Below are 25646 nucleotides of genomic sequence, written 5' to 3'. Positions count from 1 at the left end.
AGGAAAGAAAAAAGGCCGCGGAAAGCGGCCTTTTTCGTCAGCCCCCGGGAAGGGCTGGAATTGGTCGGAATAGCAGGATTCGAACCTGCGACCCCTACGTCCCGAACGTAGTGCTCTACCAGGCTGAGCTATATTCCGGATCTGGTGCTGGCGCATTCTAGCAGCGAATTCTGAAATTGCCATACCTAAATCCCCCGGTGGGGGTCGTTTGCACAGATTATGGCCAACCCGGAATCACACAGGCAGAATGCCACGCCAGACTGGCAGGTGAAGAGACGCAATGACGGAATTTGAGCATCCTTGGGGCACGCTAACCTTGCAGCGCTGGCCGCTAAAACGGCAGGACGCATTGCAGGCCTGGGACAACGCTGACCACTATCTGCTGAAGACTCTGGCGGATCGGGGCGAAGGGACAGCGACGCTGTGTCTCAATGACAGCTGGGGAGCGCTGGCGCTGGCTGCAAGCCAGCATGGCGAGGCGCTGTCCTGTGGTGATTCCTGGCTGGCGTGGAAGGGGATGGCCATCAACGCACAGACCAATGGCCTTGCCCCTCCCCAATGGTGCTGGCCACAACAGGCACTTGATGTCACCCCGGATCAAATAGTGCTGAAAGTCCCCAAATCCGTGGCCCTGCTGGAATCCCAGCTGGACTGGATCGCGCAGAACACGCCGGACGATGTACCTGTCTGGCTTGCGGGAATGGACAAGCATTTGCCGCGCCAGCTGGTTCCGCTGCTGGAGAGGTTCCTGGGGAACGGCCGCGCCGAGTACGGTTGGAAAAAAGCGCGCTTGTTCAGTGCCCGAACACCGGGGCAATCCCTGGCACAGGCGGACTATCCTTCTACCATTGATTCTCCATTCGGCCCCTTGGTTGTTCATGCGGGAGTGTTCTCACAGTCCCAGCTGGATATCGGCGCGCGCTGCTTTCTGGACCATCTGCCAATGAATGTGACGCCAGACACGCGTGTGGCAGACCTGGGTTGTGGAAACGGCGTCATGGGGCTCGCCATGCTGGCCGCTTCGCCCGGTTGCCGGGTGACGTTTTGTGATGAGTCCTGGCTGGCCTTGCAGAGCGCCCGGGAGAATGTAGACCGCCACAGCCCGAACGCAAACGCCCGGTTTCATCTGGGCGATGGGTTGAAAGGCGCCGGAGGCCCGTTTGACCTGATCTTGCTGAACCCGCCTTTCCATGAAGGCCATGTGGTCGGGGATCATGTGGCACGCCGGTTGTTTCGGCAGGCCAGCGAGTCGCTGGCACTTGATGGCGAGTTACGGGTGATCGGAAACCGGCATCTGGGGTATCACACCGTGTTGCAGCGGTTGTTTGAATCGGTCGAGGTAGCCGGCAGCAATCGAAAGTTTGTGGTGTGGGCTTGCCGGTTGCCACGAGGGCGGCCTGGCCAGTCCTGACGCGCCATGGACTGGCTTAAAAGCTAGCCAGATCAATCTCATCAAAACGGCTGGCCACTGGGTGTCGGCTGGCGCCCTGACTGCCCTCACGATCCAGCCGGCAAGTATGAAAACCCGCTTCGGCTGCGGCATCCAGTTCGGCTTCCACATCAGACAGGAACAGCAACTGGTTGGCCGGAAGGCCAATGGCGGCCTGAATATTCCGGTAGCTCTGGACATCCTGCTTATGGCCCGAGGTGGTATCGAAATAGCCACTGAAAAGGGGAGTCAGGTCGCCGGCATCGCTGTAGCCGAAAAACAGCTTTTGTGCAGCGATGGAGCCTGACGAGTACACATAAAGATCCAGGTTTTGCTTTTTCCAGAGGTTCAGGTTGGCCGCGGTGTCGGGATAAAGGTGGGCGGTATAATCGCCATTCTCATAGCCCGCCTGCCAGATTTTGCCTTGCAGGGCCTTGAGTGGCGTTACCTTGCGGTCTGCTGCGATCCATTCCTGGAAGAGGGCATTGGCACTGTCAGGTGATGTCAGCGGCTGGCCACTTTCGGCGGCGGCTGCCGCAATCAGTTGTTGAACGTCAGCCTCATCCCAGTGTTCTGCCAGAAACCGGGGGAAGGCGTTGGCGGCATAGGGGAACAGCACTTCCTTGACGAAAGAAATGCTGCTGGTGGTGCCTTCGATATCGGTAACGATGGCCTTGATCATGGCGGTATCCCGTTTTCTGGTGTTATCCCCGGATGCGCAAATCGCGTTCAGTCCAGACGATTGAATCGCTGGGCGATATCGCTGCCGGTAAAATTTGCGACCCATCCCTCAGGGTTGTTGAACAGGCGGATCGCCACAAAACGAGGGTTGGGGCCCATATCGAACCAGTGCGGCGTGTTCGCTGGCACGCTGATCAAATCGCCCTTGGTGCACAGCACTTCATAGACGTTGTCGCCAATGTGCAGCGTAAACAGACCGCGGCCTTCCACGAAGAAGCGCACTTCGTCTTCACTGTGACGATGTTCTTCCAGAAACTTTTGTCGAAAAGCGGCCTTTTCCGGGTGATCCGGTACCATGCTGACGACATCGACGGTCTGGTAGCCTTCCTGTTCAATAAGACGATTGATATCTGCCTGATAGGCCTCAATCACCTCTGCCTGATCGGGATTTTCTGACAGTGCCTTGCTGGCTTCCCACTGTTCATAGCGAATCCCGGCGGCCGCCAGCGCCTGGGCCATAGCTGCTTTGTCGGTCAGATGCTGCTGAACGGTTTGCGGCTGGCTGTCATGAAATATCTTAAGTTCGCTCATGTTTTACACTCCACTCAGGCGACGGCGATCCAGCTCAACGGCGAGCAAGACCTCCAACGCTTCAAGCTGTCGGTAACAGGATGGCAGATCGCTGGCCCAGGTATAAAGCCCATGCCCACGAATCAGGTAGGCATGGCTGATGGCGCCTTCTGCCATGGCCGTATCGACCTCACTGGCCAGCGCGGCGATGTCCTGAGTATTGTCGAAGACCGGGATCTGCAGTCGACTCTCATGGGTGTGGATGCCCTCGAGTGCTTTCAGCAGCTCGTAGCCTTCCAGCGTCAGCATATTGGCAGGCCAATGCATGGTCAGCACGGTACTGGCGTGGCTGTGGGTGTGCAGTACTGCGCCGATCTCAGGAAAACGCTGGTACACCTGGGTGTGCAGAAGGGTTTCGGCAGATGGCTTGCCATCGGTGGCGGGTTGGCCCTGAAGGTCAACCGCCATGATGTCGGTTTCGCGCAGCAAACCTTTATCTTTCCCGGAGCGAGTGATGGCCGCGTGGGTCGCGTTCAGGCGAACGGAATAGTTACTGCTGGTGGCTGGTGACCATCCATTGGCATAAATACGCTGGCCGGTCGCGGCCAGCGCTCTGGCGGCGTCGCGGTAGCTGGCAGTAGAAAAAGGGCGATCAGTCATGGTGTCGGCTCTGGCTGCCTCAGTGGCTGGCTTGAAGGTGGGCAAGTACCTTCGATGTGTCGGGGGCATCAATGACGCCACGTTCAGTGACAATCGCACTGATCAGGGATGCCGGCGTCACATCAAAGGCCGGGTTATAGACGGGGCAGTGTGCCGGTGCCACAGGCTTGCCTTGTATCTGGCGGATTTCACTGCCATCGCGTTCTTCAATCACGATATGGCTGCCGTCCGGCAACTCGCTATCAAGGGTCGACAACGGCGCGGCCACAATGAACGGAATGCCGTGATGTTTGGCGAGCACCGCCAGAGTGTAGGTGCCGATCTTGTTGGCGGTATCACCGTTAGCGGTGATCCGGTCGGCGCCGACAATGACGGCGTCAATCTTGCCCTGGGCCATCAATTGGCCTGCGCTGCTGTCAGCCACAAGGGTAACCGGGATGCCATCGTTGAGTAGCTCCCAGCTGGTCAGGCGACTGCCTTGCAGCCAGGGGCGGGTTTCACCGGCGTAGACCCCGGCAAGCGTGCCCGCTTCCCACGCACTGCGAATAATGCCCAGGGCGGTACCGTGACCGCCGGTGGCCAGCGCTCCGGTGTTGCAATGGGTGTAGAGGGTGGCGCCAGGGCTCAGCAAGGCGGCGCCAAACTCGCCCATGCGGCGGTTCGCTGCCAGGTCTTCCTGGTGGATGGATTCGGCATCCTCAATCAAGGCCTGTACCAGTTCGCTCCCTGTTCGCTCGCCAGCGGTGCGCTGCAGTCGCTCCAGTGCCCAGAACAGATTGACGGCCGTGGGGCGGCTGCTGGCCAGACACTCGATGGCGGTGGCGAGAGCGGGGAGGCTGGCGTTGTCACCCAAACGTTGGGCTTCAAGTGCCAGGCCATAGGCTGCCGCGATGCCGATGGCAGGAGCTCCGCGTACCACCATCTCGCGAATGGCGTTGGCGGCTTGCTGGCTATCGCTGATGGTTAGCCAGACGGTCTGGGTGGGGAGCAGGCGCTGGTCCAGCAGCTCCAGCGAGTTTCCGTGCCAGCGAATGGCTGCGCTGTTAATGGCCATGCAAGGAATCCTTGTGGTTACCCGGCGGTACCTGGGCATCGGGATGAAGGAGCGGTTCACGATGGTAACGGGCGCGAATCCAGTTGGCGGCCCGGAATACCCCGGGGCGCCGCATAATAGCGCGTTCCATACGGTATTTCCCCGGAAATGTGCTGGTCATGATAGCAATCAGAATGGTCAACAATCCCTGGCCGGGTAGGACCAGCATGATGACGCCGGCCAGTAACAAGAGCAGGGCCAGCAGGTTACGCAGACACCATAGCAGCCACGCCAGAGGCCCGCGTTGTGAACGGGGCTGATACGCCTCGGTGAAGTAGTGGGCAGGCATGCGAATCAATAGCCAGGGGATGGCGACCATGGAGGCAAGCGCCATCACCACCCCGGTAAGGGTCAGGGCGGGGAGCCAGGGCTCGAGCTGCTGTGCAACAGGCGATAGCCAATCAGGAAGAGCCAGTTTCACGTTGCCTCCGGGGCGGTTAGTCAGACCATGATGATATTGTGCTGCGTAGGATGGTGTCGTGGCGTGGACTTTTCAAATGTTCTGTACGAGACAGGTCGATGGTGGGCGAAAAGGGGTGGCAAGCTTGCAGGCAGGAGTCCGGGCCAGTCATCATAGTCGCCCATTTGGCCTATCAACGGGAAAGATACATGGCATTTGTCTGGCAGGTTTTATGCGCCGCGCTGGCGGGGTTGGTGATTGGCTCCTTGCTTGGCCTGGTGGGGTGGCGCTGGTGGCTGGCCAGGCGACACAAAACAGAGCAACGAGTGCAGCAATCCGGTGTGCTGGATAGTCTTGAGGTGCTGTGCAAGGCGCTAGAGCAGCAGCAGGTCGAGGTCAGCGAGGCAGCGATCCGTATCAGCGCACTGCTGGATACCTTGCCCGCGAGCATCTCGCCAAAGGTGGATTTGTCCGATATTCATCAGTTTGCCCAGACGTGCCAGCAATTTGACCGGGGCCAGGCGCGCCATAACCTCACCCCGAAGGCACGCCATGAACAAGATAAATACCGCTGGCAACTGGATGAAGAAAACCGTGAGCGAATTCGTGCCGCCGCTCAGCGACTGGTCACGGTGCTGCCTGACTGGCGATCAGGGCTGGGTATTTCCTCCCCTGACAGGTAGCGGAATTCCGTTAGTTCAATGCGCCCGCGGATAAAGGGATTTTCCTGATGATCCATGCGCACCATGAAGTATTCCAGCTCCCTGGCTGCCCAAAAGCGTGAGCGACGCCCCCGTTCCGGGTAATCCCGTTCCACGCTCACGGTTTGCCACTTCCCGGCAGGGGTTTCCAGAGCCTCGGTCTTCAGCAGGCGGTACTGGTAAGTATCCATGCCATCCGGTTCTGCCACCGCATATTCAAAGTTTGGCTCCGCTCTCGCCATGTTGCAGCGGGCCATCATCGCCACACTGAGGGCATCCAGTGCATTGTCTGCGAGAGCGTAGACCGCCTTGCTGCCGTTGGCCTGACGAGCAATCCAGTCAAAATCAATCTCGCCTTCGCGGTTGATGCCAAATCCTGCACTGGCATGACGATAGTGATGGGGGCGCGCTGTACAGTTATTCCAGTCGAACAGAGCAACTTCTTCATGTCTGAAAAAGCGGTTTTCGGCTCGAAATTGAAGCTGATAACCCTTCTGGTGTGGGGTTAGGGTAATCATGGCATCCATACCCACAGGTATACCATTGACCACAACCCGATAGCGCGCTTGGGCAGGGGGTAGGGCGGCGGGGAATGAGTACCCGGCAGCCACCGTAGATGAGTCGCCGTTTATGACTTGTTGTGCCAGAACTGACTCGCCTGCCATTAGCATCAGGCCGAGAAGCAGCCGGCCAGAACGATAAAGTAAAGTAAGATGCGCCACGTTCCCTGTGATCCCTGACAGCACGATTGGAAAGACTGGATGAATGATAGCACGCTCCATGTTGCCTTTGCGGCACCGGAAAATTTGCACGCCACTATCGAGGGTTTTATCGATGGAGTCCTGGCGTCTCCTGATCAGTGCCACCTGGCGGAGCTTGAGGCCTTGGTTTCGCCCTTTGTTAACGTTCTGTTAGCGACCTTTTTTAAAGGTCCCATTGAAGCATCTGGGGCGTCGGGGAGTGCTGCAAGGTTTATTCTGGGGGCCATGAACGTGATCCAGCGTGCCACGGACACGCTGGTCTCGCGGCTGTTGAAAAATACTACGCAAATGGAACAGCGACGTCTCGCGGAACATTTCTCGACACTGAGAAAATATAATGAAAACAAGCTCTTTGTGGCGTTTCCGCTGACGCCTTCTGAGGCTGAAAAGGCCTCGTTGGTCTTCCAGGCGTTTCTCCACGGCGACGGCGATATGGAGTTGCTATTGGAGGTGATGCAGGTGATAAACGATGGGGCCATTGAGCACTTTATGGACCGTTCGGTAGGTTGCCTGTCGCTTGGTCGTCTCAACCGTGCCCTTGTTTCTGCTGCCCGTGTTACAGTATGTAAAGCGTCGACCTCCGCCACCCACAAGGGCCTGGTCGCAATGGATGCCAACGCCAGGAGGGCGGTGGTCTCATACTTCGATAACATGCTGATACGGTTCGATGATGGATAGCAGGGAAACGCGCGGCGCCAATCGCCGCAAGCTGGCACGCATTAACACGCAAATGCGCATCGATATTTTCCGGCACCGCCTGTTTGGCGGCTGGCGATTCCTTACTCGGGCCAAGGCCCTCGATTACAATCGATATGGCATCGGGCTTACCTCACCGGTTCGGCTGTCGCCCAATACCATCGTCAAGCTCGATCTGTACGCCCCTGGTATGATCCTTCGTCAGGTCTCGGCGGAGGTCGTCAGTTGTCAGCGGGCAGGCCAGGCCTACCGCTTGGGGCTGAGAACATATCAAAGTCTGCGTGACCTGGCTGGCGATGTAGACCAGCATCAGATTCGTTACCTCGCCGGCATGGAAGAGGTGCTTCCCCAGCAGGCGTAAGCCGGAAGGGAGATCCGGCAAAGCCGGGCCTATGGGGGAGTGCCGTTCCTTCACTCTGGCAACCCACCTTTCCGTAGGAGCGTCGCTGGCGGCGCGATTGTCACCGTTTTTAATGCTTCAACGCGGGGTTCAGAGAAGTCTGGCAGGTTGGTCGGATTTCAGACGTCCGACCTGGCTGTTTTCCCCGCTACTCCGTGATGAACATAAAAAAGCCCCGGCGTGTGCCGGGGCTTTTGTAAAGGGCTTGCAGGCGTTTAGCTGTCAGTACCGCTGGCAGGGGCCTTCTTGGCGGCCGCCTTTTTCTTGGCGGGTGCCTTTTTAGCCGCTGCTTTCTTCTTGGCAGGGGTTTTCTTCACAGCAGCCTTTTTCTTGGTAGCGGCTTTTTTGGCCGGTGCTTTCTTCGCCGCGGCCTTCTTCTTGGCCGGGGCTTTCTTCGGGCTCACCTTGCGCTCAATTTCCTTGGCGCGTTTTTCCAGATCCTTTTCGTACTGGCCGATAACCCGCGCAAGGCTGTGCGCTTGCTTGGCGGTAGCCTTCAATACCTTCACCTCGGTTTCGAGGATACGCTTGCGAGCCTCGGAGTCATCCACCTGTTTGCGGGCATCGTCGGCGGTCTTGCGGGCGCGGTCCAGCTGACGTTTGACGGTAGCTGTCGCCTTTTCACGGTATTCAGCTTGCAGCGTCTCCAGCTTGTTGAAGTAATCCTTCTGACGCTTCACCTCCTGGTTAAGGCGATCACGGACCTTTTCCAGTTGCTTTTCCAGCTGGGCGATCTGCTTTTCACGTTCCTTGTCAAATCGTTCAGCCAGTTTGCGAATCTGTGCCTGAAGCTCTTCGACGGTATCTTTTACCTTGTTAGCAGCCATGGATGACTCCCTCTTCCCCTTCGGATGGAATGAACAGCATTGGCGCTTTTGGTGAACGCCCGAGTGCTGAGGCAACTTTATGCCACATCCTTAAAGTGAACAACCATTGATCAGGTGACTGTCTGACAGGATCGGGTAGAGATGAAGGAAGTTGCCAACAGAATCGGTCAAACTGATACTGGGAATCTCTGACTAACTCCTTGCATGCTCAGCGTGTCCTGAAGCGTGCAGCTGTTGTGTCTTGTCTCGACGGTAAGGGGGGTTCCCTTTCCTAGAGACAAGGCGCAGCAGATGGGCGCTTCAGGACACGCCCTTCGGGTCTTCCAGGCTGGCCCGCACTCGTTGTTGCGCTTTTTCGATGGATGGGCATACAGCTTCAAAATCGCGCCCCTCTTTACCTTTTGACCTATAGAGGGGGCGAACCAGCCTGAAAGACTGAGCACGCAAGGAGTTATTCAGAGGTTCCCTGGTTAATGAAAGCCCCAAACAGTTGGAATGGACTATGCCGGTTTCGTTTGATGGAAAGTTGGTGGTAGCGATCAGTTCGCGAGCCCTGTTTGATCTTTCAGACAGCCACCAGGTTTATTTGGAGCAAGGGCTGGAAGCGTTTCAGGATTATCAGGTCAATCACGAAGAGGATGTGTTGGCCCCGGGCGATGCCTTCCCGCTGGTACAAAAGCTGCTGGCCATCAATGAGCTGGATGAAGGTAAGGGCAGGGTAGAGGTGATCCTGCTATCGAGAAACAGCTCTGACACTGGCCTGCGCGTGTTCAACTCCATTGAGCATTACGGTTTGCCGATCACCCGTGCTGCCTTTGCCGGGGGGGAAAGTCCCCACCGTTACGTCTCGGCGTTTGGGGCGCACCTGTTTCTTTCCACTGATCCCGGAGATGTTCAGCAAGTCCTGGAAGCCGGCTATGCGGCTGCCACGATTCTCTCGGGCGGCCAGTGCCAACGGCCCGATGGCATCTTGCGGATTGCCTTTGATGGAGATGCGGTGCTGTTCTCGGATGAGTCGGAACAGATCTTCCAGAGCGATGGGCTTGAAGCCTTTACCGAAAACGAAAAGCGCTCCGCCAGGCAGCCTATGGATGGGGGGCCTTTCAAGCCGTTTCTGGCGGCGCTGCACCAGCTCCAGAACAGCTTTCCCGTGGAAAGCTGCCCAATCCGCACGGCACTGGTCACTGCCCGCAGTGCTCCGGCCCATGAGCGGGTGGTACGCACATTGCGGGAATGGGATATTCGCCTGGACGAAAGCCTGTTCCTGGGCGGGCTCGCCAAGGGAGATTTCCTGAGAGCCTTCGGCGCCGATGTCTTCTTTGATGATCAGCAGGGGCATTGTGAATCTGCCTCCCGGCACGTTGCCGCGGGTCATGTACCCCATGGTATTGCCAACCGGCGAAAGCAGGAGGGTTAGTCTCCCTATGCGTGCTATGCGCGGAACGCATAATTCCTTATATTCTTATAACCGGTATAGGATCAGCTTGCGGAGGCAAGGATGAAACTGCAGCAACTACGCTACATCTGGGAAGTCGCGCGCCATGATCTGAATGTGTCTGCCACCGCTGCTGCGCTCTACACCTCGCAGCCGGGTATCAGCAAGCAGATCCGCATGCTGGAAGACGAACTTGGGGTTGAGGTCTTTGCTCGCAGTGGCAAGCACCTTACCCATATCACTCCAGCCGGGCAGGCGATTCTGCGCATTGCCGGCGAAATCCTCCAGCAGACCGAATCCATTCGTCGTGTCGCCCAGGAATTCCGTGATGAGTCTCGCGGTGAGCTGAGTATCGCCACTACCCATACCCAGGCACGCTACGCCTTGCCGCCGGTGATCCATCAGTTCACCCGACTGTTCCCGGACGTCTCCCTGCATATGCATCAGGGTACGCCCATGCAGATTTCCGAGATGGCGGCCAATGGCAGTGTCGATTTCGCGATCGCCACAGAAGCCCTGGATCTTTTTTCAGACCTGATCATGATGCCGTGCTACCGCTGGAACCGTACGGTCGTCGTTCCCGAGGGGCACCCACTCACGAAGATAACACCCCTGACCCTGGAAGCACTGGCGGAATTCCCGATTGTGACCTATGTGTTTGGTTTCACTGGCCGCAGCAAGCTGGACGACGCCTTCACGGACAAAGGGTTGGAGCCCAAGGTGGTATTCACCGCCGCCGATGCCGATGTGATCAAGACCTACGTGCGCCTGGGGATGGGGGTAGGGATCATTGCCCATATGGCAGTGGACCCGGTTGAAGACAAGGGCCTTGTCGCGCTGGATGCCAGCCACCTGTTTGAATCCAGCACCACCCGAATCGGCTTCCGCAAGGGGACCTTCTTGCGGGGGTTCATGTACGACTTCCTCAAGGCATTTGCACCTCACCTCAGCCAGAACCTGGTAGAAGCCGCGATCAAGGCGAGTAACAGGGAAGAGCGTGAAGCCCTGTTTGCCGACATTGAATTGCCCGTCCGCTAGAATCCGCTCGCCAGGGGCCACAGCGTGCACTATGTGAAACCGCTTGATTCGGTGCTTTGTGCCTTATCTGTTGATGTGTTTTGCCCAATGAGTGCTCTGAGCAAGTGGGTCCTGTGCACTTTCTGCGCTCCCGTCCCCCGAGAATTCTGCCCCCCTGAAGCCTGTTGAGGGTTCTCCTGCGTGGACGCTGTGCTCTGAGTGCAGAACCGGCCTTTATCTGGCGCCAATTGATTTCTAAAGGGCTCGCAGCTACATTGTGCGCGCCTGATCAACCCATAGGGGAAAACCGTGGAACTGCTCTGTCTGGACCTGGAAGGGGTGTTGATTCCTGAAATCTGGATCAACTTCGCCGAGAAAACCGGCATTGAGGAACTTCGTGCCACCACCCGGGACATCCCGGACTACGATGAACTGATGCAGATGCGTCTGCGCATTCTGGATGAGAAAGGCTATGGCCTGCCTGATATCCAGGAAGTCATCGATACCCTGGACCCATTAGAGGGCGCCAAGGAATTCGTTGATTGGGCCCGTGAGCACTTCCAGCTGATCATCCTGTCGGACACCTTCTACGAATTCGCCAAGCCGTTGATGAAGAAGCTGGGCTGGCCGACCCTGTTCTGTCACCGCCTGGAAGTCGATGAGAGCGGCAAAATCACTGATTACAAGCTGCGCCAGAAAGACCCCAAGCGCATGTCTATCAAGGCCTTCCATAGCCTCAATTATCACTGTATCTCCGCCGGCGATTCCTACAACGACACGACCATGTTGTCTGAAGCCGAGCAGGGCATCCTGTTCCATGCTCCGGAAAACGTCATTGCCGAATTCCCGCAATTCCCGGCGGTACACAGCTACGAAGACCTGAAAAAAGAAATCGTCAAGGCCAGCCCGCGCGATATCCCGCTGTAACACGAAGGCGGTCACGCCTTGTAGGGGGCCTGCCTCGCCAGCGACTGTCTGTGATGCTCCTGTGGGGGCTGGGTTGCTGGCGTTTGCTGGCCAACGACGATCCATCGCTGGCAGGCAGGCTCCCACAAGGGCTTTAGGCGCAAATGGGCGAATGTGCCTCTCCGCCATTATTGTCAAATCCCCTCTGCCCGGATCCAGCCTTACAAAAAAGCGTCTTCCAGCGCCCCCATCAGTTTCGCGACCTTGAAGTAGCTCTCCTCGTATTCGGCTTCCGGTTCGGAATCAAACACGATCCCCCCGCCACCATGACAATAGATCCTGTCTCCCTCCGTCTGCATGGTGCGGATCAGGATATTGCTATCCAGGTTGCCCTGATCATCCATCCAGAAGAAGCTGCCGCAATAAGCACCCCGCTCGAAAGGTTCGAGCTCATGAATAATTTCCATGGCGCGTTTTTTGGGTGCACCGGTAATCGAACCGCCGGGAAACGCTTGCCAGAGAGCCTCCAGTGGGGAGATGCCATCGCTGAGCTCGCCGTTTACTGTGCTGACAAGATGCTGAACATTGCTGAATTGTCGTAGTTCAAACAGCGGCGAGGCACTGATCGAGCCTGGCTTGCAGCAGGCCCCAAGATCATTCCGTAGAAGATCAACGATCATCAGATTTTCAGCTTTGTCTTTCGGATTGGCCTGCAATTCCTGGGCAAGGATGAGATCGTCTTCCGGGGTTGCGCCCCGGGGCCGTGAACCCTTGATCGGTTCGCTGATCATCTTGCCCTGGCGGATGGACAGAAAACGCTCTGGTGATACACCAAAGATCTGTTGATCGCCAGTATCAAAATAGCAGCTATGGGGGGCGGGGTGGGCAGCATCCAGTGCGAGCCATGCCGTGAGGGCCGAGCCACTGAAAGGAGCGGAAAAGCGCTGCGCCAAATTGACCTGGTAACAATCGCCAGCCTCAAGGTAACGCCGAATTTGTGACAGGGACTGGAGGTATTCGCCTTTCGATTGATCTGGTTTGAAGGCCCCATGCAGGCGGAAGTCCCCGGGATCCTCCCCCGAGTCAGCCAATAACCTGGGTGGTTCTTTATATAGGTATAGCGTAACCGGCAGGGGGGCTACCCGCAGGTTGTGCCGCCAATGGCCACTTTCATAGGGCAGCAAGCCGCAGACAAATCGGTATCGTGTCCCGAGTTCGCGCTTCACCTGGGTCATGCAGGCCCGCATGTCATCCTCGTTCGAGGCGATAAGGGTCAGATTGGGCTGGGGCAGGGCAAGAAGTTGCCCCCCGGAGCGGTATAGGCAGCGTGTAATCATGTCACCGGTTCATTTTTGAGCAACGCTAGTTTACCTGTTACAGAAAAGGGTGCCTATCCTGTTACTGGCAGTAACAGATTATGCGATTGCCGAAAGCTGGCCTGGGAATATTTTGCTGATACATTCGTGCCACTGTTTAATAAATCCTTTTATATCAGCGGGATAGAGGTTGGCGTTGGAGACAAAAAGTTTTGTAACGGACGCATTGGCTTTTGTAACTGTTGTGTTAACGTAAATGCGTGCTCTGCGAGAACCGGGGCGCACTATAAGCATTACAACAACGTTGTGCACACGAGGAGAATAACAATGGGTTTCAAGAAACTTGCTCTTGCAGCAGCCGTAGCCGCCGCGCCCATGAGCGCCCTGGCTCTCGAGCCGATGCAGGACGATGCGCTGTCTGACGTAACGGGTCGTGACGGTATCACCATTGGTCTGGCAACTGATATTTCTGCTGGTCTTAAAATTCACGACACCGATGGCCTCGCTAACGGTGCTGGTGCTCTGGTTATCGATGGCTTTGCTATCACCCGCGCCAATACGACTGATCAGATTTCCCTGATTATCGACGCAGACGACGGTAACGCTACTGGCACTGATGCGCCTTACCTGAACATTCAGGTAAGCCTGCCTGCTGACCTGTCAGTTAACCTGGGTACTTTGGGTGTTGCGTCCTCCGGTCGTGACGACACTACTCCGGCCTGGTCTACGGCCAATACTGTTTCCAGTATTGTGACTCTGGGTACCCTTACTCTGGGTGCGACCACCATGAACATTCAGCTGGGTAACGAGCCTCAGGGCAACATGATTGCTCTGAATACCTCCATTACTGGCGGTGTTTCCCTGAGCGGCTTCTCTGTTTCTGATGCCGGCGGTTCGGTGTCTGGCGGCTCTCTGACTACTGACCTGTCTGTAGTCGATAGCGGTGGCGCCAACCTGACTGTGAACACTGGCATCGATATTTCTGCTAGTGGTCTGGTCATCGGCCTGGATAACATCGGTGATGCCACCAACGGTATCGATGTTCGTATGGCTAACCTTACCCTGGGTGATGGCACTGCTTCCGCTCTGGGTGATGTGGAGCTGATCGGCCTGGATCTGACGGGTAACCTGATTATCTCTGGTCACTAAGCCGTCACCGGCTACAAAAAAGCCCGGCATTGCCGGGCTTTTTTGTTTGTTGAAAACAGTTTGAGCATAATTTTTAATGCCTCCTTAACGATTCTGTTCAGGTAATTCCCTTGAGCACCAAAACAATGACAAGAAAAGCAATTCATGCGTATCAGGCAGGTAATCACATTGAGGCGTTGAAACAAGTTGAGAAGGCTCGGGAAGCAGGGATGCTCAGTGTCGAACTGCTTGAAATCGGGGCACAGTCGGCGCTTGCCACTGGAGATCTTAATCGGGCGCTTCAATTCATTGAGGCAGTAATCCATCAAGCTGGGGCTACGGTCCAGCGGGCCATGTTTTATGGTGACTTGCTGACCCGGCTTGGCCGATTGCAGGCCGCGGCTGATGTTTTTCAGCAGGTTATTCGTCAGCAGGATGCGAATCCTATTGCCTGGAAAGGCCTTGCGAATTGTCTATTCAAGGCCGGTGACTGGGAGAGAGCCAGGGCTGCATACTCGGCAGTCGTAGAAAGGGCTCCCAAAGATCTCGAGGCAAAAGCGTTTTTGGCAAACTGTATTCTCAAGACTGGGGCCTCTGGTGGTGCTGCTGCCATCCTTGCAGACGTTGTCAGGGATGCCCCTGACTATGCCATGGCGGGTGTGTGGTATGCAGAGGCGCTCCGTCGTTCCGGTCGAGTCGAGGAGGCTATCCCTTATCTGGAGCGCTGGGAGTCCCACGCTGAAGTCGGTGGGTTGGCCAAGCGTTTGCTTGTCGCTTGCTGGATGTCAATCGAAGATTATGAGCCAGTTCAGTCAGTACTGGAGCCTTTAATCAGGTCGAACCCTGATGACCCCGAATTGATGATCTTGCATGCGAGGTGGCTTGCGGTAGAAGGGCAGCGAGACGAGTCCCAATCCGTTATGAAGAGAATGCTGAAGCATCATCCTGATCAGTTTGGAGCCTGGTCCCCTTACCTTGATACCTGCAAGCAGCCACTTGATGGAGAAATGGCCGCGATGTTGTTTGATGCCTGTTCGCGTGCTGAGCAGCGTTCGGACTTGAGGGACAAAGGCGCGATGTATTTTGCGGTAGCAAGGCAGCATCAGCTGGCTGGAAACCGAGATGCAGAGATGCAGGCTCTGGTTAGTGCGAACAGGGCAATGGCGAAGCTTTCTCCCAGTGACACCCATAAGAATGCGGGCTATGGCCAGAGGATAATCCGCTGTTATCCCTCTTCGGTTATCTCCGCGAATGACGCCGATGATACAGCGTTCGCTCCTGTTTTTATTCTGGCGCTCCCTCGATCTGGCACAACTCTCCTTGAGCAGGCCCTTGGACGTCACCATGCAACTGTGGGTGCAGGTGAAGCCGGTTTTGCTTCAGAGGCATGGCACGCTGTGACCGGCAACTGGGCAATCATTTCCAATCCCGAATCTCATGAAAAGCTGGATGCCAAGGGGCTGGAAAAATTTAGGGGCGCCTTTCTGTCAGCCGTATCAAAGGCGGGTCTGGATCAGGGTAAGATTATGATTCACAAGGGAATTAATAATCATAAGATTGCTGGGCTGCTTGCCGCCGCCTTTCCCAAAGCCCGATTTGTGGCCTTGTCGAGATCGCCCCTGGACGTAGCTTACGGCTGTTTTCGTCAGAATTTTGAATTCCAGCCGTTTAGTTTCACTGTGGAGGGTATAGCCAGTGAAATCGCCACTTATCAACGAAATGTTCAGTGGTGGCAGCAGCAGCTGGGTGAGACAAGGCTATACTCAACCCGCTATGAGGCTCTTGTTGACGATTTTGAGGGTGAGCTTAGAGCCCTGCTTGCTTGGTTGGACCTGCCTTGGGACAAGAATTGTATGGATTTCGCCAGGGCAAGCCGAGTCGGTACAGCCAGCATGAATCAAGTCAGGGAGGGCGTCTTTACAACAGCGGTAAACAAGGTGAGCGATTATGGCGATCTTTTCTCCCCCTTTGCTGAGGCCCTGAAGCAAGAAGGGGTCATTTTGTAGTATTTCGTGATTGACTATGTAGCCTGAGCGGACAGGGTGGTTACCCGGCGAGGGTGTTTGTCCCTCCGGCAAATCAACATAGTTGCCTGGACCGGGTGACGTGGTTAACATGTCAGCCATTATCAGAAACAAACAATAATAATAACGCTGGATGCCAACAGATGCTGACTTCCATGCTGGGTGTGGCGCTGATCTACTTTGCCGTCAACGAATCTGTAGTGGTCGAATCGCCGCAAAAGGGCGAAATCTACTACGAGCACCCAACCCAACCTGTCTCACTCCGCGAACGCGATATCGTGGTCAAGCCGGTATCCGAATTCCGCTACCACAATGTGGTGCGTCAAGCCTACGACTATTCCTGTGGGTCGGCAGCGCTGACGACGGTTCTTAACCAGTATCTTGGGCGCCAATTTCAGGAGCGTCAGATCATGGAAGGGCTGTTGCGCTTTGGTGAGACGGAAAAAATCGTCGAGCGACGCGGGTTCTCACTTCTGGACATGAAACGCCTGGCTACGGCGCTGGGGCACCCCAGCGGCGGCTTTAGAGCTGAAATGTCTGATATCAAGACGCTGGATCACCCGGCTATCGTTCCTATCGCTTACGGTGGCTTCAAGCATTTTGTCGTGCTCAAGAAGTACCAGGATGGTCACGTGTACGTGGCGGACCCGGCTCTCGGCAATATCAGTTTTACAGAATCCAAGTTTCAGGAAGTCTGGGACCAGAACGTGCTTTTCATCGTTTTCCCCAATGGCTTCGAGCCTCAAGACGGGCTAGAGCTGACGGATTACGATTTGCGTTTGCTGGATGAGCGTACGATCAACCGGTGGGCATTTGAGGTTTTTCCCGTCTTTACGACTCCAATGGAAAACTGGGCTGACAAGGCGGGAACGCTGACACGGGTCCAGATTACCGAAGAAGACGGCAGTAAGCGCATCATCAATGTGCCAACGCGCACCTACTTCCATCAATAAGGCCTGCAGTGGCGAATAACAAACAGAACAAAGGAAGGCTTGCATGAAAATGATGTCTGGGAAGGTAGCAGCCGTTGCTGCACTCTTGTTGGCGCAGCATGTTGCCTGGGCAGCAGATAGTGTTGATGAAGCCCGTGAAGCTCTGCAGACCCACGAAGATGATGTGACTCAGGAGAAAAACCTGGAAGAAGTGTTTCAGGCTGCGGAGAAGCAATATTCCTTGCTTCCCAGTGGGCAGATGTCGCTGAACTTTTCTGCCAACTACAACTATTACCGTGATGACCGCATTGATATCGCAATTGATGAGAATTCCGGTAGCATCAGCCGTTTTCGAATTGAGCAAGATGCTCAACATGCGTTTTCTTCATCGCTATCGTTTGATTACGGTATCTGGAATAACCTGACATTCAATACCCGTTTGCCTGTGTCTTATAAATACGACACACAGAAGGATGTTTCACAGGCTGCCTTGGGTGACGTCTCTTTCAGCCTTCGGTATCAGCCTTTTCCGGTAAAGCCCGGGGCCATGAATACAACACTTTATTCCACCTTGAGCATACCTACGGGTGATAGTCCTTATGAAATCAATGTGAATGAAGATGTTTCCAGTGGGTCTGGTTATTACTCTGTTGGGGCAGGCGTGAGTGTAAGCAAGGTCATCGACCCTGTCGTTCTTTTCGGCTCCCTGGGTTACACCTATGCGTTTGATGCCACCGGCCTGAATCAGCGCCGCGGGAGTGCGACGCTGGTAGAGGTTCAGCCTGGAGATAGCCTTAACTTTTCCATGGGCTTTGCATATTCCCTGTCTTATGAAGTCTCCTTGAGTGCCAGCTACCAGCAATCCTATAACTTCGTAAGTAACTTCGTATTCGAGGAATATAGCGCTGAGTCTGAGGACTCGACCTCCAGTGTGGTGAACACCTCCCTGGGCTTGCGGACCTCAAGCAACCGTATTGTGAACCTGAGCTTTGGCTTCGGACTCACAGAAGATTCCCCTGATGTGCTTCTTGGTATTTCGTTGCCGATTGATTTTGCTGGTCTTAAGCCCGGTGCCTGAAGCCGAATTGTGCAGTTGGAAGGGGTAAGCCATGCAGAAAAAAAATAATAGGCTGAGTTGGCGAATCGCAGGGTGTCTTGCTGCCCTTTGGGCTGGGCAGGCGTCTGCGCAGCTGGCCAACAATATTGCTATAGACGTGCGCGCCATGAGTATGGGGCATGCGGTTACCGCAGATCCGCCAGGAATCATGGCGATTCACTTTAATCCGGCGGGTTTGGCGAAGTTGGACGGCCGCAGGATGGATCTTCAGTTTCTTGGTGCCGATTTCAGTCTGGAGTCCGAGTTCTCAGCGCCGCCGGGTTATAACGTTTTTGGTTTTTCCGATGACCCTGTTGTTTGTAATGACGCACCAAATGATGGCGTCGATTTTTGCCGGGATTTCAAGACAGCAACCAGTACTGTCGAGGGGATTTCGCTTTACCTGCCATTCATCAACGATACCGTTGACTTGCCCCCGGGGCCATTGATTGCAGGGCCGCTGCCAGCGTTTTCTATCCGTCCGGCTGGCTCCAAATTCACTTTTGGTACCGCGACGTACCTTCCTCTGGCAGCGGGTTTCTACCGCGATGAAGATGATGTCGGTAATTTCATGGGGGAGCGGGTAGCGCTGGAGCGTATTACCTATTTGTCTCCGTCCGTTGGGTATCGTGTTAATGATGAGCTCTCTATCGGGGCGTCGATTGGACTGAGCTTCCAGGCGATCTCACTCGAGCAGGATTTTCGTGCTCCGAATGAGTTGCTTGGTTTTGCCAGGGTGCTCGATGAAAGCATCTGTGCTCCGTTCGAGGGAGAGTCCAATGTGGCACTTGACCTTATCTTGTTCGGTATTTGCCGTCCGGAAGAGGGGCTGGGGCCTTTCAAGAACCTGGCCTCTCTCGATGTATCAATGGATCAGCGCTTCAGCCCTTCCTACAATCTGGGGATACTCTGGGAGCCGAATGACCGCTTTGCCTGGGGGGCTGTCTGGCGCTCTCCGGCCAAGACGCATATGAAAGGTGATTACAAGATCACCTATTCCAATGCGGCGCGCGAAACCATCAATGGGATTGGCGGCTCTGCTACAGGTGCGCTTGCATTGGCTGTTTTGGGTATTCCCTCCTATGTAGGTGAAGAGGAAGTAGGGCGTGTGAGTATGGACCTCACCATGCCTGCTACCTTCCAGACCGGTATCAAATTCAAGCCTACAGAGCGCCTGCAGTTCAATGTCGACGCGGTGTGGGCTGATTACAAAGAGTGGGATGCATTCAACATCGTGTTTGACCGCAGCTCAGCAGTGCTTAGCCTGGCTCGACTCTTTTCACCGGGATCGACCCCAACACGCTTGAGTTACCCCCTTAACTTCCAGTCAACCTGGAATCTGGCCTTTGGTGCGGCTTATGATTTGACTGGCCGTATTCAATTGCGCGCCGGTTATGAGCCGAGGGCGTCTGCGATTCCGGAGGAACGACGCAGCCCGATGGTGCCGATTAATGAGGCGCGTTATTACAGTCTTGGTCTTGGCTATAAATGGGATAAAGAGACGGATATCGATTTGGGTATCGGCATGTTGCACAGTAAAGACGAGATTCCCGCGGATACCAGTTGTGCGGCAAACTGTACGGGTATTGATAACGTAGTTTATAACCCCTACGCAGGCCTTGATATCAAGACAGAAGCCAAGATCACGATTGTTGGCCTTGCATTCCGTACCCGATTCTAATGAGAAGTCTTGCGATCCTTCTGTTCGGCGTTATGCTGGGCGCCTGTCAAAGCCACCCGGATTCGGGTGGCTTGTATGTCTACACCGACGCTCAAGGCAACCTCGTTACCGTTCAGCAGCGCCCGGAACAAGGGAAAGCGGACCAAGCCAGCGATGACGGGGTGTCTCCCTCACAAGTGGTGCAGAACTCCCGTGTAGTTGCGGACCCGTCATCGTCAGCGGTGGTACGAGAGGATGTTGACGACTATCGACCAAGTGCTGAGGTAGAGGGCGAACTGGAAGCTCGCGAGAATGATCGTTTCATCACTTATGTAGATGAAATGGGCCAACTTGTCAGTCGCCCGCTGGATATGGGGGCGGAACGGGAAGCGGCTAATACACGGCCAGATGGGTTCGAAGATCTACAGCATGATGGCTACCTGGAAACCTATCGTGCTCTGCGGGTGGATTGCTGTAATCACTTTCTTGCACAGGCAGCTGTCTTGAAATCCGGAAAGGAATTGCTGGTGGAATTTGATTCCGACAGCCCGGTGCTTCGTGGAGATGTCCCATATCGGTCCCGGGTCTTTGCGGTTGATGACTCGGTTCAGTCTGTTTCCTTGATGAGTTTTATAAAGAAGCAGGACTACCTCGGCGTTGAATTGCTTTGGCTGGACGAGCAAGGTGTGCCGGTGATGCTGGTAGATCAACCGTTTAGTCGTCGTTACCCGGAAACCTGGTACCGCTATGGCTATCTACAGGGAACCCTTGAGAGGGAGCCTGGTCAGAAGTATCTGGTCGTTTTTCTACCCTATTTACAGGGCCGCGATGGAACCGATGGTCTGAAATTGGTTACTGATGGCGAGCTTGTTCTTAATGCGCAATAAAATGCCTTAGAGGCTTGCCAGTACATAACAGGTAATAATTTATGCGACGCATTCTTTCACTAGGTGCTTTGGCAATGTTAATGGCTGCCTGCAACGGCGGCGAAGATTTCTCTGATGCCAGTGTCCCGGGGTGTCCTGCAGGGGCGCCGTGTACAGCCATTTCTACGGGCGATGTCCTCGTGGAACTGACCGGACTTCAGGTCGACAATCTGGGGTACGAATGTGTTGGAACGAGTGTCGTTTTCGCAACGTCCAAGGACGAGCGCACCTCTGCTGCCAGCGATGGCAGTGATATTGTTGTGCCTCCTTACAACGCGCTTTGCCCCGCTTCCGCAACCCAGATCCGCTTTTTTGTGGGTAATGGCTTGTTCGAGGGCAACAGCTTCACGCTAGGGGAAATGCGTATTCCCCAGGGAGCTCCATTAGCACGATATTCCATTACCGTATCAGATTTGATGGATTCTCCTCGCCGCGTTCTGGCTGGGGAAGCGCGGCCACGAAATGTCGCAGCCTTCCTTCAGGGACTTGATGCCGAGCCTTCTACGCCGGATGTGATCGAAATTCCTGACGCGGCCCATGAACTTGCGGATGAACTGGAAGGTGTTGCTCCTGCGGCCTTTACCCAGGCCAGTTATGACGAGTTCAGAACTGGCTGGAGCGACTATTTTGATGATGTAAACGATGCTATTGATGGTACTGTGGCAGGTATGAATCCTGATCCCAATGTGCATATTCAGGAAGTTGTGAAAGCCAATTCCCTTACCCGGTCCGGGAATTATCGGTTTGACACCTGCCGTGGCGCTTTTGCTGCCATTACCTGTGTTTCTTCCGTGAACGAGGATGTGTTCACCGTCAGTTTCCCGGCAAGAACTACCAACGACATTAATATCGATGAGTTTCCGCTGATCCTTCCCACCGGCCAAGTGATGGGGATTGGTCGGGCTCTTCGTCAGTCGGGTTCAGATACCTTGACTGAATTGGTGGCCTTCTCAGAGACAGCAACGGTAGATGACAGTCTCGTTTTGCAGAACCTTTCTGTGCAGGGTATCGAGCCTGGCGGTTCAACCACCACGGTAGCGGGAACGGGCGCATTTTTGAACAAATTGGTCTACACCGGAGAAGTGCCTGACGCCGCTCCCAGTGGCTCTAAAAGCGACGTTGAGAACGACTATCCGGGTCTGGAGCTGAATGCAGACGAGAAAGGTACTCTCTCGGGTACCGTGGTGGGGGGCAATGTCGATTTGCCGTTGACCGCTGAACTGTCGGCACAGCCACAAGTCAATCGTGATGAGGATATGATCAGTGATCTTGCGGCGGTAGGGGAATTTACTGTCAGGCTGATGCGGGTGTGCCTGGATGATGATACAGGCTGCCGCGATATCCCTAACGAGGAAATAGAGATCGGTGAGGGTCCAGAGTTCAATTACAATACTCAGATCTATGATGCGTATGATCATACTGTTACACAGGAGTTGCCCCGGGAAGATCGTCAGGATGTGGCCGAATTCTGTGTTGAGGTCGTGAGTAATGCGGGTGAAATTGATCACGGCATTGTGATGGTAGGCAGCGATGGCGATTGCCCATCTGTCGCGTCGGACTCTTGGCCTGTGGGCTTTGTCACTCGTACTTTTCCTGACTCTCTAAGCTATAACCTTTCTCTGTTGTTGGCTCCCGGGGCGGAAAATAGAGACATTACCCCGAATTTTGGGGTCACCATTCAGGGCCGGGTAGATGGTGATGCGGGCGGCTGTTATCCCATGTATCGAACAGGCGATGATAATTTCGAGGCGGGTTTGCGCGCGCTTTGGATTGACGACTTTTATCCTTATGTTCAGCAAAAAGAATGGGTCGACGCCTTGCCAGAGGGTGGAGAACTGACGGATGAGCAGGTTCTCTTCTTTACTGCCATCAGCAGTGGTGCCGTCGAATTCTTTGCGGGTGCACCCGGCGGAGCCTGTGATCCTGCGGTGCCATGAACTGATCGAAAGCATCAATCATTGTCAACAATGGCCCTTGAAACATCCTGTTTAGGGGCGTAGAGTCCAGCCCGGTTGTGAATATTGTCAACAATCGGGCTGTTTTATGTCTGCTGCTGCGCCAGAAAGTGCAAGAACGCTTGCAGATCGGGTTTTCGCCCGGTTGCAGGACGATATTGTGCGTGGCCAGATTCCTCCCGGGTCCAAGGTCAGCGAAACCGAGCTGGCGGCCCGCTACGGTGTAAGTCGTGGCCCTCTCCGTGAAGCCATCCGCCGGCTTGAATCCCGCAAGCTCCTTGAGCGAGAAGTCCATGTGGGCACCCGCGTTGCCTCCCTCAGTTTTGATGACCTGATCGAGATTTACCACGTTCGCGAGGCCCTGGAAGGTATGGCTGCGCGGCTGGCGGCTGAATGCATGTCTGATGACGAGGTAAAAGGCTTGTTCGGGGTCCTGTCACAGCATGAACAACAGCAGGATCTGCGCGAAGACACCGCCTATTTTCAGCGCGAAGGGGATCTGGACTTTCACTACCGCATCATTCAGGGCAGCCATAACGCTACCCTTAGCCAGATGCTGATTGGCGAGCTGTATCACCTGGTGCGTATGTACCGTTACCAGTTCAGTTCCGTGGCCAATCGTCCGCAAAAAGCGCTCAATGAACACCGCAGAATTGTCGAAGCCATTGAAGCCCGCGATGGCGAAATGGCCGAGCTGCTGATGCGCCGTCATATCAGCAGCGCCCGCAAGAATATTGAAACCCAATATGCCGCCCACAAGGCGGAAAACCTGAAAACGGACCAATAGGAGAACGCCATGTCAGCAAACCTGACCCCCGGCGCCCGCTTCCGCAAGGCACTTGCAGAAGAGAAGCCCCTGCAGATCATGGGTACCATCAACGCCTATGCCGCCATGTTGGCAGAGCAGACTGGGTACCGTGCCATTTATCTGTCTGGTGGCGGTGTCGCCAATGCCAGCTATGGCATGCCGGATCTGGGTATGACCAGCATGAATGATGTGCTGGAAGACGTGCGTCGTATCTCCAGTGCGGTGGAAACCCCGCTGCTGGTGGATATCGATACCGGCTGGGGTGGGGCGTTCAATATCTCCCGCACCGTTAAAGAAATGATCAAGGCTGGCGCGGGTGCAGTACACCTGGAAGACCAGGTTGCCCAGAAACGTTGTGGCCACCGGCCGAACAAGGAAATCGTATCCCAGGCGGAAATGGTTGACCGCGTGAAGGCCGCCGTTGATGGCAAGACCGATGACGATTTCTTCATCATCGCTCGTACCGATGCGTTCCAGATGGAAGGCCTGGAGTCTGCGGTTGAGCGTGCCAAGGCCTGTATCGAAGCGGGTGCCGACGGCATCTTCGCTGAAGCCGTACATACCCTGGAAGATTATCGTGCATTCAAGGCCGGCCTGGGTGACGTGCCGCTGCTGGCCAACATTACCGAATTCGGTGCCACGCCGCTGTTCACCCGCGAAGAACTGGCTGAAGCTGGTGCCGACATGATCCTGTACCCGCTGAGTGCTTTCCGCGCCATGAACAAGGCCGCCCTGCAGGTGTACCAGAGCATCCGAGAAAACGGTCACCAGAAAGACGTGGTGGACATCATGCAGACACGTATGGAGCTGTACGATTTCCTTAACTACCACGACTACGAGCAGAAACTGGACGCCCTGTTTGCCCAGAAGAAGGGCTAAGGCAACACGATCATTGTAGGAGCTGTGCTTGAGCCGAGAAGGGTTTCGCGGCTCAAGCGCCGTTCCTACAGTAAAGATTCCGCTTTGGCGGTTGAACAACAGATTAACCAGGAGATGAACAATGGCAGAAGGCAAGAAACTTTCAGGCGCTGGCCTGCGTGGCCAGGTAGCAGGTAAAACCGCTCTTTCTACTGTAGGTGTTTCCGGCTCCGGCCTGACCTACCGCGGTTACGACGTGAAAGACCTGGCTGAAAACTGCGAATTCGAAGAAGTGGCACACCTGATCCTGAAGGGCGCGCTACCCACTCAGGCTGAACTGGATGCCTACAAGACCAAACTGAAAGGTCTGCGCAGCCTGCCGCAAGCACTGAAAGAAGTGCTGGAGCGCATCCCGGCTGACGCCCACCCGATGGACGTGATCCGTACCGGATGCTCCATGTTGGGCAATCTGGAGCAGGAAGACACCACCGTCATGGGCGAATTCCCGACCCAGGAAGAGTGTATCGACCGGATGCTGGCCTGTTTCCCGTCGATCATTTGTTACTGGTACCGTTTCAGCCACGACGGTGTGCGCGTTGACGAAAACACCGATGACGATTCCATCGGCGCTCACTTCCTGCACATGCTGCGTGGCGAGAAGCCCAACGAGCTGCATGAGCGGGTTATGAACGTGTCTCTGATCCTGTACGCAGAGCACGAATTCAACGCATCCACCTTCACCGCTCGCGTGTGTGCTTCCACCCTGTCCGACATCCACAGCTGCATCACCGGTGCCATCGGCACCCTGCGTGGTCCGTTGCACGGTGGCGCCAACGAAGCTGCCATGGACATGATCGAGAAGTTCACTTCTGCCGATCACGCCGAGCAGGAAATGATGGGCATGCTGGAGCGCAAGGAAAAGATCATGGGCTTCGGTCACGCGATCTACAGCACTTCCGATCCGCGTAACGCGATCATCAAGGAATGGTCCGAGAAGTTGGCCGCCGACGTGGGTGACACCGTGTTGTACCCGGTTTCCGTACGTTGTGAAGAAGTCATGTGGCGCGAGAAGAAGCTGTTCTGTAACGCTGACTTCTTCCACGCCTCTGCTTACCACTTCATGGGTATCCCGACCAAGCTGTTCACCCCGATCTTCGTGATGAGCCGCCTGACCGGTTGGGCTGGCCACGTGATGGAGCAGCGTGCAGACAACCGCATCATCCGTCCGAGTGCGGATTACACGGGTGAAGATCTGCGTTCTGTTACTCCGATCGCAGAGCGTGGCTAATCGTTTTTTAGCGTTTCGCTCTTTGTGGGAGCCTGCTTGCAGACGAAGGTATTCGCTTGCAGGCAAGCTCCCACAGTTC

Annotated in this window: 25 protein-coding genes and 1 tRNA gene; 17 read left to right on the top strand and 9 right to left on the bottom strand. The window is 55.4% G+C overall.

Annotated features, from left to right (window positions below; all coding sequences use genetic code 11):
* Positions 1-61: 61 nt before the first annotated feature.
* A tRNA-Pro gene (locus D4A39_RS04565) sits at positions 62-138 on the bottom strand.
* Positions 139-280: 142 nt separating this feature from the next.
* On the opposite strand from D4A39_RS04565, the gene D4A39_RS04560 reads away from it, so the two are divergent.
* The gene (locus D4A39_RS04560) at positions 281-1411 is read left to right on the top strand and encodes a methyltransferase (protein WP_119917572.1); all 1131 of its coding nucleotides are present in this window, start codon (positions 281-283) and stop codon (positions 1409-1411) included.
* 16 nt (positions 1412-1427) lie between these two features.
* Here D4A39_RS04560 and mtnC read toward each other — a convergent pair whose 3' ends face one another.
* Genes mtnC through D4A39_RS04535 form a run of 5 tightly spaced genes read right to left on the bottom strand, consistent with a single transcriptional unit; the run spans position 1428 to position 4854 of the window.
* Positions 1428-2111 (bottom strand): acireductone synthase, encoded by a 684-nt coding sequence (mtnC, locus tag D4A39_RS04555; RefSeq protein WP_119917571.1) that lies wholly within the window; start codon positions 2109-2111, stop codon positions 1428-1430.
* Between the two features lie 47 nt (positions 2112-2158).
* On the bottom strand, positions 2159-2701 hold the full coding sequence (locus tag D4A39_RS04550; protein WP_022986535.1) for a 1,2-dihydroxy-3-keto-5-methylthiopentene dioxygenase: 543 nt from the start codon (positions 2699-2701) through the stop codon (positions 2159-2161).
* Between the two features lie 3 nt (positions 2702-2704).
* A complete protein-coding gene (locus D4A39_RS04545) occupies positions 2705-3340 on the bottom strand; it encodes a methylthioribulose 1-phosphate dehydratase (protein WP_119917570.1) in 636 nt (211 codons plus the stop codon).
* A gap of 19 nt (positions 3341-3359) precedes the next feature.
* Positions 3360-4394, bottom strand: a complete 1035-nt coding sequence (gene mtnA / locus D4A39_RS04540; protein WP_119917569.1) for an S-methyl-5-thioribose-1-phosphate isomerase — start codon at positions 4392-4394, stop codon at positions 3360-3362.
* Positions 4384-4854 (bottom strand): hypothetical protein, encoded by a 471-nt coding sequence (locus D4A39_RS04535; RefSeq protein WP_022986532.1) that lies wholly within the window; start codon positions 4852-4854, stop codon positions 4384-4386. Before D4A39_RS04535 ends, mtnA begins: the two co-directional genes overlap by 11 nt.
* A gap of 188 nt (positions 4855-5042) precedes the next feature.
* Between D4A39_RS04535 and D4A39_RS04530 the strand changes: the two genes are divergently transcribed.
* Complete coding sequence (locus D4A39_RS04530) at positions 5043-5516, top strand: DUF2489 domain-containing protein (RefSeq protein WP_119917568.1); 474 nt, start codon at positions 5043-5045, stop codon at positions 5514-5516.
* Here the strand turns inward: D4A39_RS04530 and D4A39_RS04525 are convergent.
* Complete coding sequence (locus D4A39_RS04525; protein WP_022986311.1) at positions 5450-6199, bottom strand: DUF3108 domain-containing protein; 750 nt, start codon at positions 6197-6199, stop codon at positions 5450-5452. The genes D4A39_RS04530 and D4A39_RS04525 overlap by 67 nt on opposite strands.
* A 96-nt stretch (positions 6200-6295) precedes the next feature.
* On the opposite strand from D4A39_RS04525, the gene D4A39_RS04520 reads away from it, so the two are divergent.
* Both D4A39_RS04520 and D4A39_RS04515 read left to right on the top strand, forming a co-directional pair.
* Positions 6296-6973 (top strand): hypothetical protein, encoded by a 678-nt coding sequence (locus tag D4A39_RS04520; protein ID WP_119917656.1) that lies wholly within the window; start codon positions 6296-6298, stop codon positions 6971-6973.
* Positions 6966-7352: a PilZ domain-containing protein gene (locus D4A39_RS04515; RefSeq protein WP_022986309.1), complete on the top strand. Its 387-nt coding sequence runs from the start codon at positions 6966-6968 to the stop codon at positions 7350-7352. The genes D4A39_RS04520 and D4A39_RS04515 overlap by 8 nt, the downstream gene beginning before the upstream one ends.
* 254 nt (positions 7353-7606) lie before the next feature.
* Here D4A39_RS04515 and D4A39_RS17630 read toward each other — a convergent pair whose 3' ends face one another.
* Positions 7607-8218, bottom strand: a complete 612-nt coding sequence (locus D4A39_RS17630) for a S46 family peptidase (protein ID WP_147393886.1) — start codon at positions 8216-8218, stop codon at positions 7607-7609.
* Positions 8219-8720: 502 nt separating this feature from the next.
* Between D4A39_RS17630 and D4A39_RS04500 the strand changes: the two genes are divergently transcribed.
* The 3 genes from D4A39_RS04500 (at position 8721) to thrH (ending at position 11597) form a co-directional block, all read left to right on the top strand.
* Positions 8721-9635: a 5'-nucleotidase gene (locus D4A39_RS04500; protein ID WP_031226772.1), complete on the top strand. Its 915-nt coding sequence runs from the start codon at positions 8721-8723 to the stop codon at positions 9633-9635.
* An 81-nt stretch (positions 9636-9716) separates the two neighbouring features.
* Positions 9717-10691, top strand: coding sequence for an HTH-type transcriptional regulator CysB (gene cysB, locus D4A39_RS04495; protein WP_022986104.1), 975 nt, complete (start codon positions 9717-9719; stop codon positions 10689-10691).
* A 288-nt stretch (positions 10692-10979) separates the two neighbouring features.
* Entirely contained in the window at positions 10980-11597 is a 618-nt protein-coding gene (gene thrH / locus D4A39_RS04490; protein ID WP_022986105.1) for a bifunctional phosphoserine phosphatase/homoserine phosphotransferase ThrH, read from the top strand.
* 200 nt (positions 11598-11797) lie between these two features.
* Here the strand turns inward: thrH and D4A39_RS04485 are convergent, their stop codons facing one another.
* On the bottom strand, positions 11798-12913 hold the full coding sequence (locus tag D4A39_RS04485) for an anthranilate synthase component I family protein (protein WP_119917565.1): 1116 nt from the start codon (positions 12911-12913) through the stop codon (positions 11798-11800).
* A 306-nt stretch (positions 12914-13219) separates the two neighbouring features.
* Here D4A39_RS04485 and filA point away from each other — a divergent pair, with 306 nt between their 5' ends.
* From filA to prpC, 10 genes are all read left to right on the top strand, one after another.
* The gene (gene filA, locus D4A39_RS04480; RefSeq protein WP_022986107.1) at positions 13220-14041 is read left to right on the top strand and encodes a putative pilus system protein FilA; all 822 of its coding nucleotides are present in this window, start codon (positions 13220-13222) and stop codon (positions 14039-14041) included.
* A 110-nt stretch (positions 14042-14151) separates the two neighbouring features.
* The gene (locus D4A39_RS04475) at positions 14152-16026 is read left to right on the top strand and encodes a tetratricopeptide repeat-containing sulfotransferase family protein (protein WP_147393885.1); all 1875 of its coding nucleotides are present in this window, start codon (positions 14152-14154) and stop codon (positions 16024-16026) included.
* Between the two features lie 161 nt (positions 16027-16187).
* A complete protein-coding gene (locus D4A39_RS04470) occupies positions 16188-16997 on the top strand; it encodes a C39 family peptidase (RefSeq protein WP_022986101.1) in 810 nt (269 codons plus the stop codon).
* Between the two features lie 43 nt (positions 16998-17040).
* On the top strand, positions 17041-18054 hold the full coding sequence (locus D4A39_RS04465; RefSeq protein WP_022986100.1) for a transporter family protein: 1014 nt from the start codon (positions 17041-17043) through the stop codon (positions 18052-18054).
* Between the two features lie 31 nt (positions 18055-18085).
* Positions 18086-19753, top strand: coding sequence for an OmpP1/FadL family transporter (locus D4A39_RS04460; RefSeq protein WP_031226765.1), 1668 nt, complete (start codon positions 18086-18088; stop codon positions 19751-19753).
* Positions 19753-20619 carry a hypothetical protein gene (locus D4A39_RS04455; RefSeq protein ID WP_147393884.1) on the top strand — a complete coding sequence of 289 codons (867 nt, stop codon included), beginning with the start codon at positions 19753-19755 and terminating at the stop codon, positions 20617-20619. Before D4A39_RS04460 ends, D4A39_RS04455 begins: the two co-directional genes overlap by 1 nt.
* A gap of 41 nt (positions 20620-20660) precedes the next feature.
* Entirely contained in the window at positions 20661-22595 is a 1935-nt protein-coding gene (locus D4A39_RS04450; RefSeq protein ID WP_147393883.1) for a hypothetical protein, read from the top strand.
* A 106-nt stretch (positions 22596-22701) separates the two neighbouring features.
* On the top strand, positions 22702-23400 hold the full coding sequence (locus tag D4A39_RS04445; RefSeq protein ID WP_022986096.1) for a GntR family transcriptional regulator: 699 nt from the start codon (positions 22702-22704) through the stop codon (positions 23398-23400).
* 9 nt (positions 23401-23409) lie between these two features.
* Positions 23410-24300: a methylisocitrate lyase gene (gene prpB / locus D4A39_RS04440; protein WP_022986095.1), complete on the top strand. Its 891-nt coding sequence runs from the start codon at positions 23410-23412 to the stop codon at positions 24298-24300.
* A gap of 121 nt (positions 24301-24421) precedes the next feature.
* Positions 24422-25567, top strand: a complete 1146-nt coding sequence (prpC, locus tag D4A39_RS04435; protein ID WP_119917563.1) for a bifunctional 2-methylcitrate synthase/citrate synthase — start codon at positions 24422-24424, stop codon at positions 25565-25567.
* The last annotated feature ends 79 nt before the right edge of the window (positions 25568-25646 follow it).

The sequence above is a fragment of the Alcanivorax profundi genome (assembly GCF_003597125.1).
Lineage (GTDB): Bacteria > Pseudomonadota > Gammaproteobacteria > Pseudomonadales > Alcanivoracaceae > Alcanivorax > Alcanivorax profundi.
This window is presented reverse-complemented; position numbering and strand designations above follow the sequence as displayed.

What these genes read in the sequence shown, in the direction of transcription:
- D4A39_RS04455 (WP_147393884.1), top strand. Translation starts at nt 19,753, where the DNA reads ATGAGAAGTCTTGCGATCCTTCTGTTCGGCGTTATGCTGGGCGCCTGT.
- D4A39_RS04500 (WP_031226772.1), top strand. Translation starts at nt 8,721, where the DNA reads ATGCCGGTTTCGTTTGATGGAAAGTTGGTGGTAGCGATCAGTTCGCGA.
- cysB (WP_022986104.1), top strand. Translation starts at nt 9,717, where the DNA reads ATGAAACTGCAGCAACTACGCTACATCTGGGAAGTCGCGCGCCATGAT.
- D4A39_RS04525 (WP_022986311.1), bottom strand. Translation starts at nt 6,199, where the DNA reads ATGGCAGGCGAGTCAGTTCTGGCACAACAAGTCATAAACGGCGACTCA.
- D4A39_RS04520 (WP_119917656.1), top strand. Translation starts at nt 6,296, where the DNA reads ATGAATGATAGCACGCTCCATGTTGCCTTTGCGGCACCGGAAAATTTG.
- D4A39_RS04485 (WP_119917565.1), bottom strand. Translation starts at nt 12,913, where the DNA reads ATGATTACACGCTGCCTATACCGCTCCGGGGGGCAACTTCTTGCCCTG.
- mtnC (WP_119917571.1), bottom strand. Translation starts at nt 2,111, where the DNA reads ATGATCAAGGCCATCGTTACCGATATCGAAGGCACCACCAGCAGCATT.
- D4A39_RS04530 (WP_119917568.1), top strand. Translation starts at nt 5,043, where the DNA reads ATGGCATTTGTCTGGCAGGTTTTATGCGCCGCGCTGGCGGGGTTGGTG.
- D4A39_RS04545 (WP_119917570.1), bottom strand. Translation starts at nt 3,340, where the DNA reads ATGACTGATCGCCCTTTTTCTACTGCCAGCTACCGCGACGCCGCCAGA.
- D4A39_RS04515 (WP_022986309.1), top strand. Translation starts at nt 6,966, where the DNA reads ATGGATAGCAGGGAAACGCGCGGCGCCAATCGCCGCAAGCTGGCACGC.
- D4A39_RS17630 (WP_147393886.1), bottom strand. Translation starts at nt 8,218, where the DNA reads ATGGCTGCTAACAAGGTAAAAGATACCGTCGAAGAGCTTCAGGCACAG.
- D4A39_RS04450 (WP_147393883.1), top strand. Translation starts at nt 20,661, where the DNA reads ATGCGACGCATTCTTTCACTAGGTGCTTTGGCAATGTTAATGGCTGCC.
- D4A39_RS04470 (WP_022986101.1), top strand. Translation starts at nt 16,188, where the DNA reads ATGCTGACTTCCATGCTGGGTGTGGCGCTGATCTACTTTGCCGTCAAC.
- D4A39_RS04460 (WP_031226765.1), top strand. Translation starts at nt 18,086, where the DNA reads ATGCAGAAAAAAAATAATAGGCTGAGTTGGCGAATCGCAGGGTGTCTT.
- prpB (WP_022986095.1), top strand. Translation starts at nt 23,410, where the DNA reads ATGTCAGCAAACCTGACCCCCGGCGCCCGCTTCCGCAAGGCACTTGCA.
- D4A39_RS04445 (WP_022986096.1), top strand. Translation starts at nt 22,702, where the DNA reads ATGTCTGCTGCTGCGCCAGAAAGTGCAAGAACGCTTGCAGATCGGGTT.
- mtnA (WP_119917569.1), bottom strand. Translation starts at nt 4,394, where the DNA reads ATGGCCATTAACAGCGCAGCCATTCGCTGGCACGGAAACTCGCTGGAG.
- prpC (WP_119917563.1), top strand. Translation starts at nt 24,422, where the DNA reads ATGGCAGAAGGCAAGAAACTTTCAGGCGCTGGCCTGCGTGGCCAGGTA.
- filA (WP_022986107.1), top strand. Translation starts at nt 13,220, where the DNA reads ATGGGTTTCAAGAAACTTGCTCTTGCAGCAGCCGTAGCCGCCGCGCCC.
- D4A39_RS04560 (WP_119917572.1), top strand. Translation starts at nt 281, where the DNA reads ATGACGGAATTTGAGCATCCTTGGGGCACGCTAACCTTGCAGCGCTGG.
- D4A39_RS04465 (WP_022986100.1), top strand. Translation starts at nt 17,041, where the DNA reads ATGAAAATGATGTCTGGGAAGGTAGCAGCCGTTGCTGCACTCTTGTTG.
- D4A39_RS04550 (WP_022986535.1), bottom strand. Translation starts at nt 2,701, where the DNA reads ATGAGCGAACTTAAGATATTTCATGACAGCCAGCCGCAAACCGTTCAG.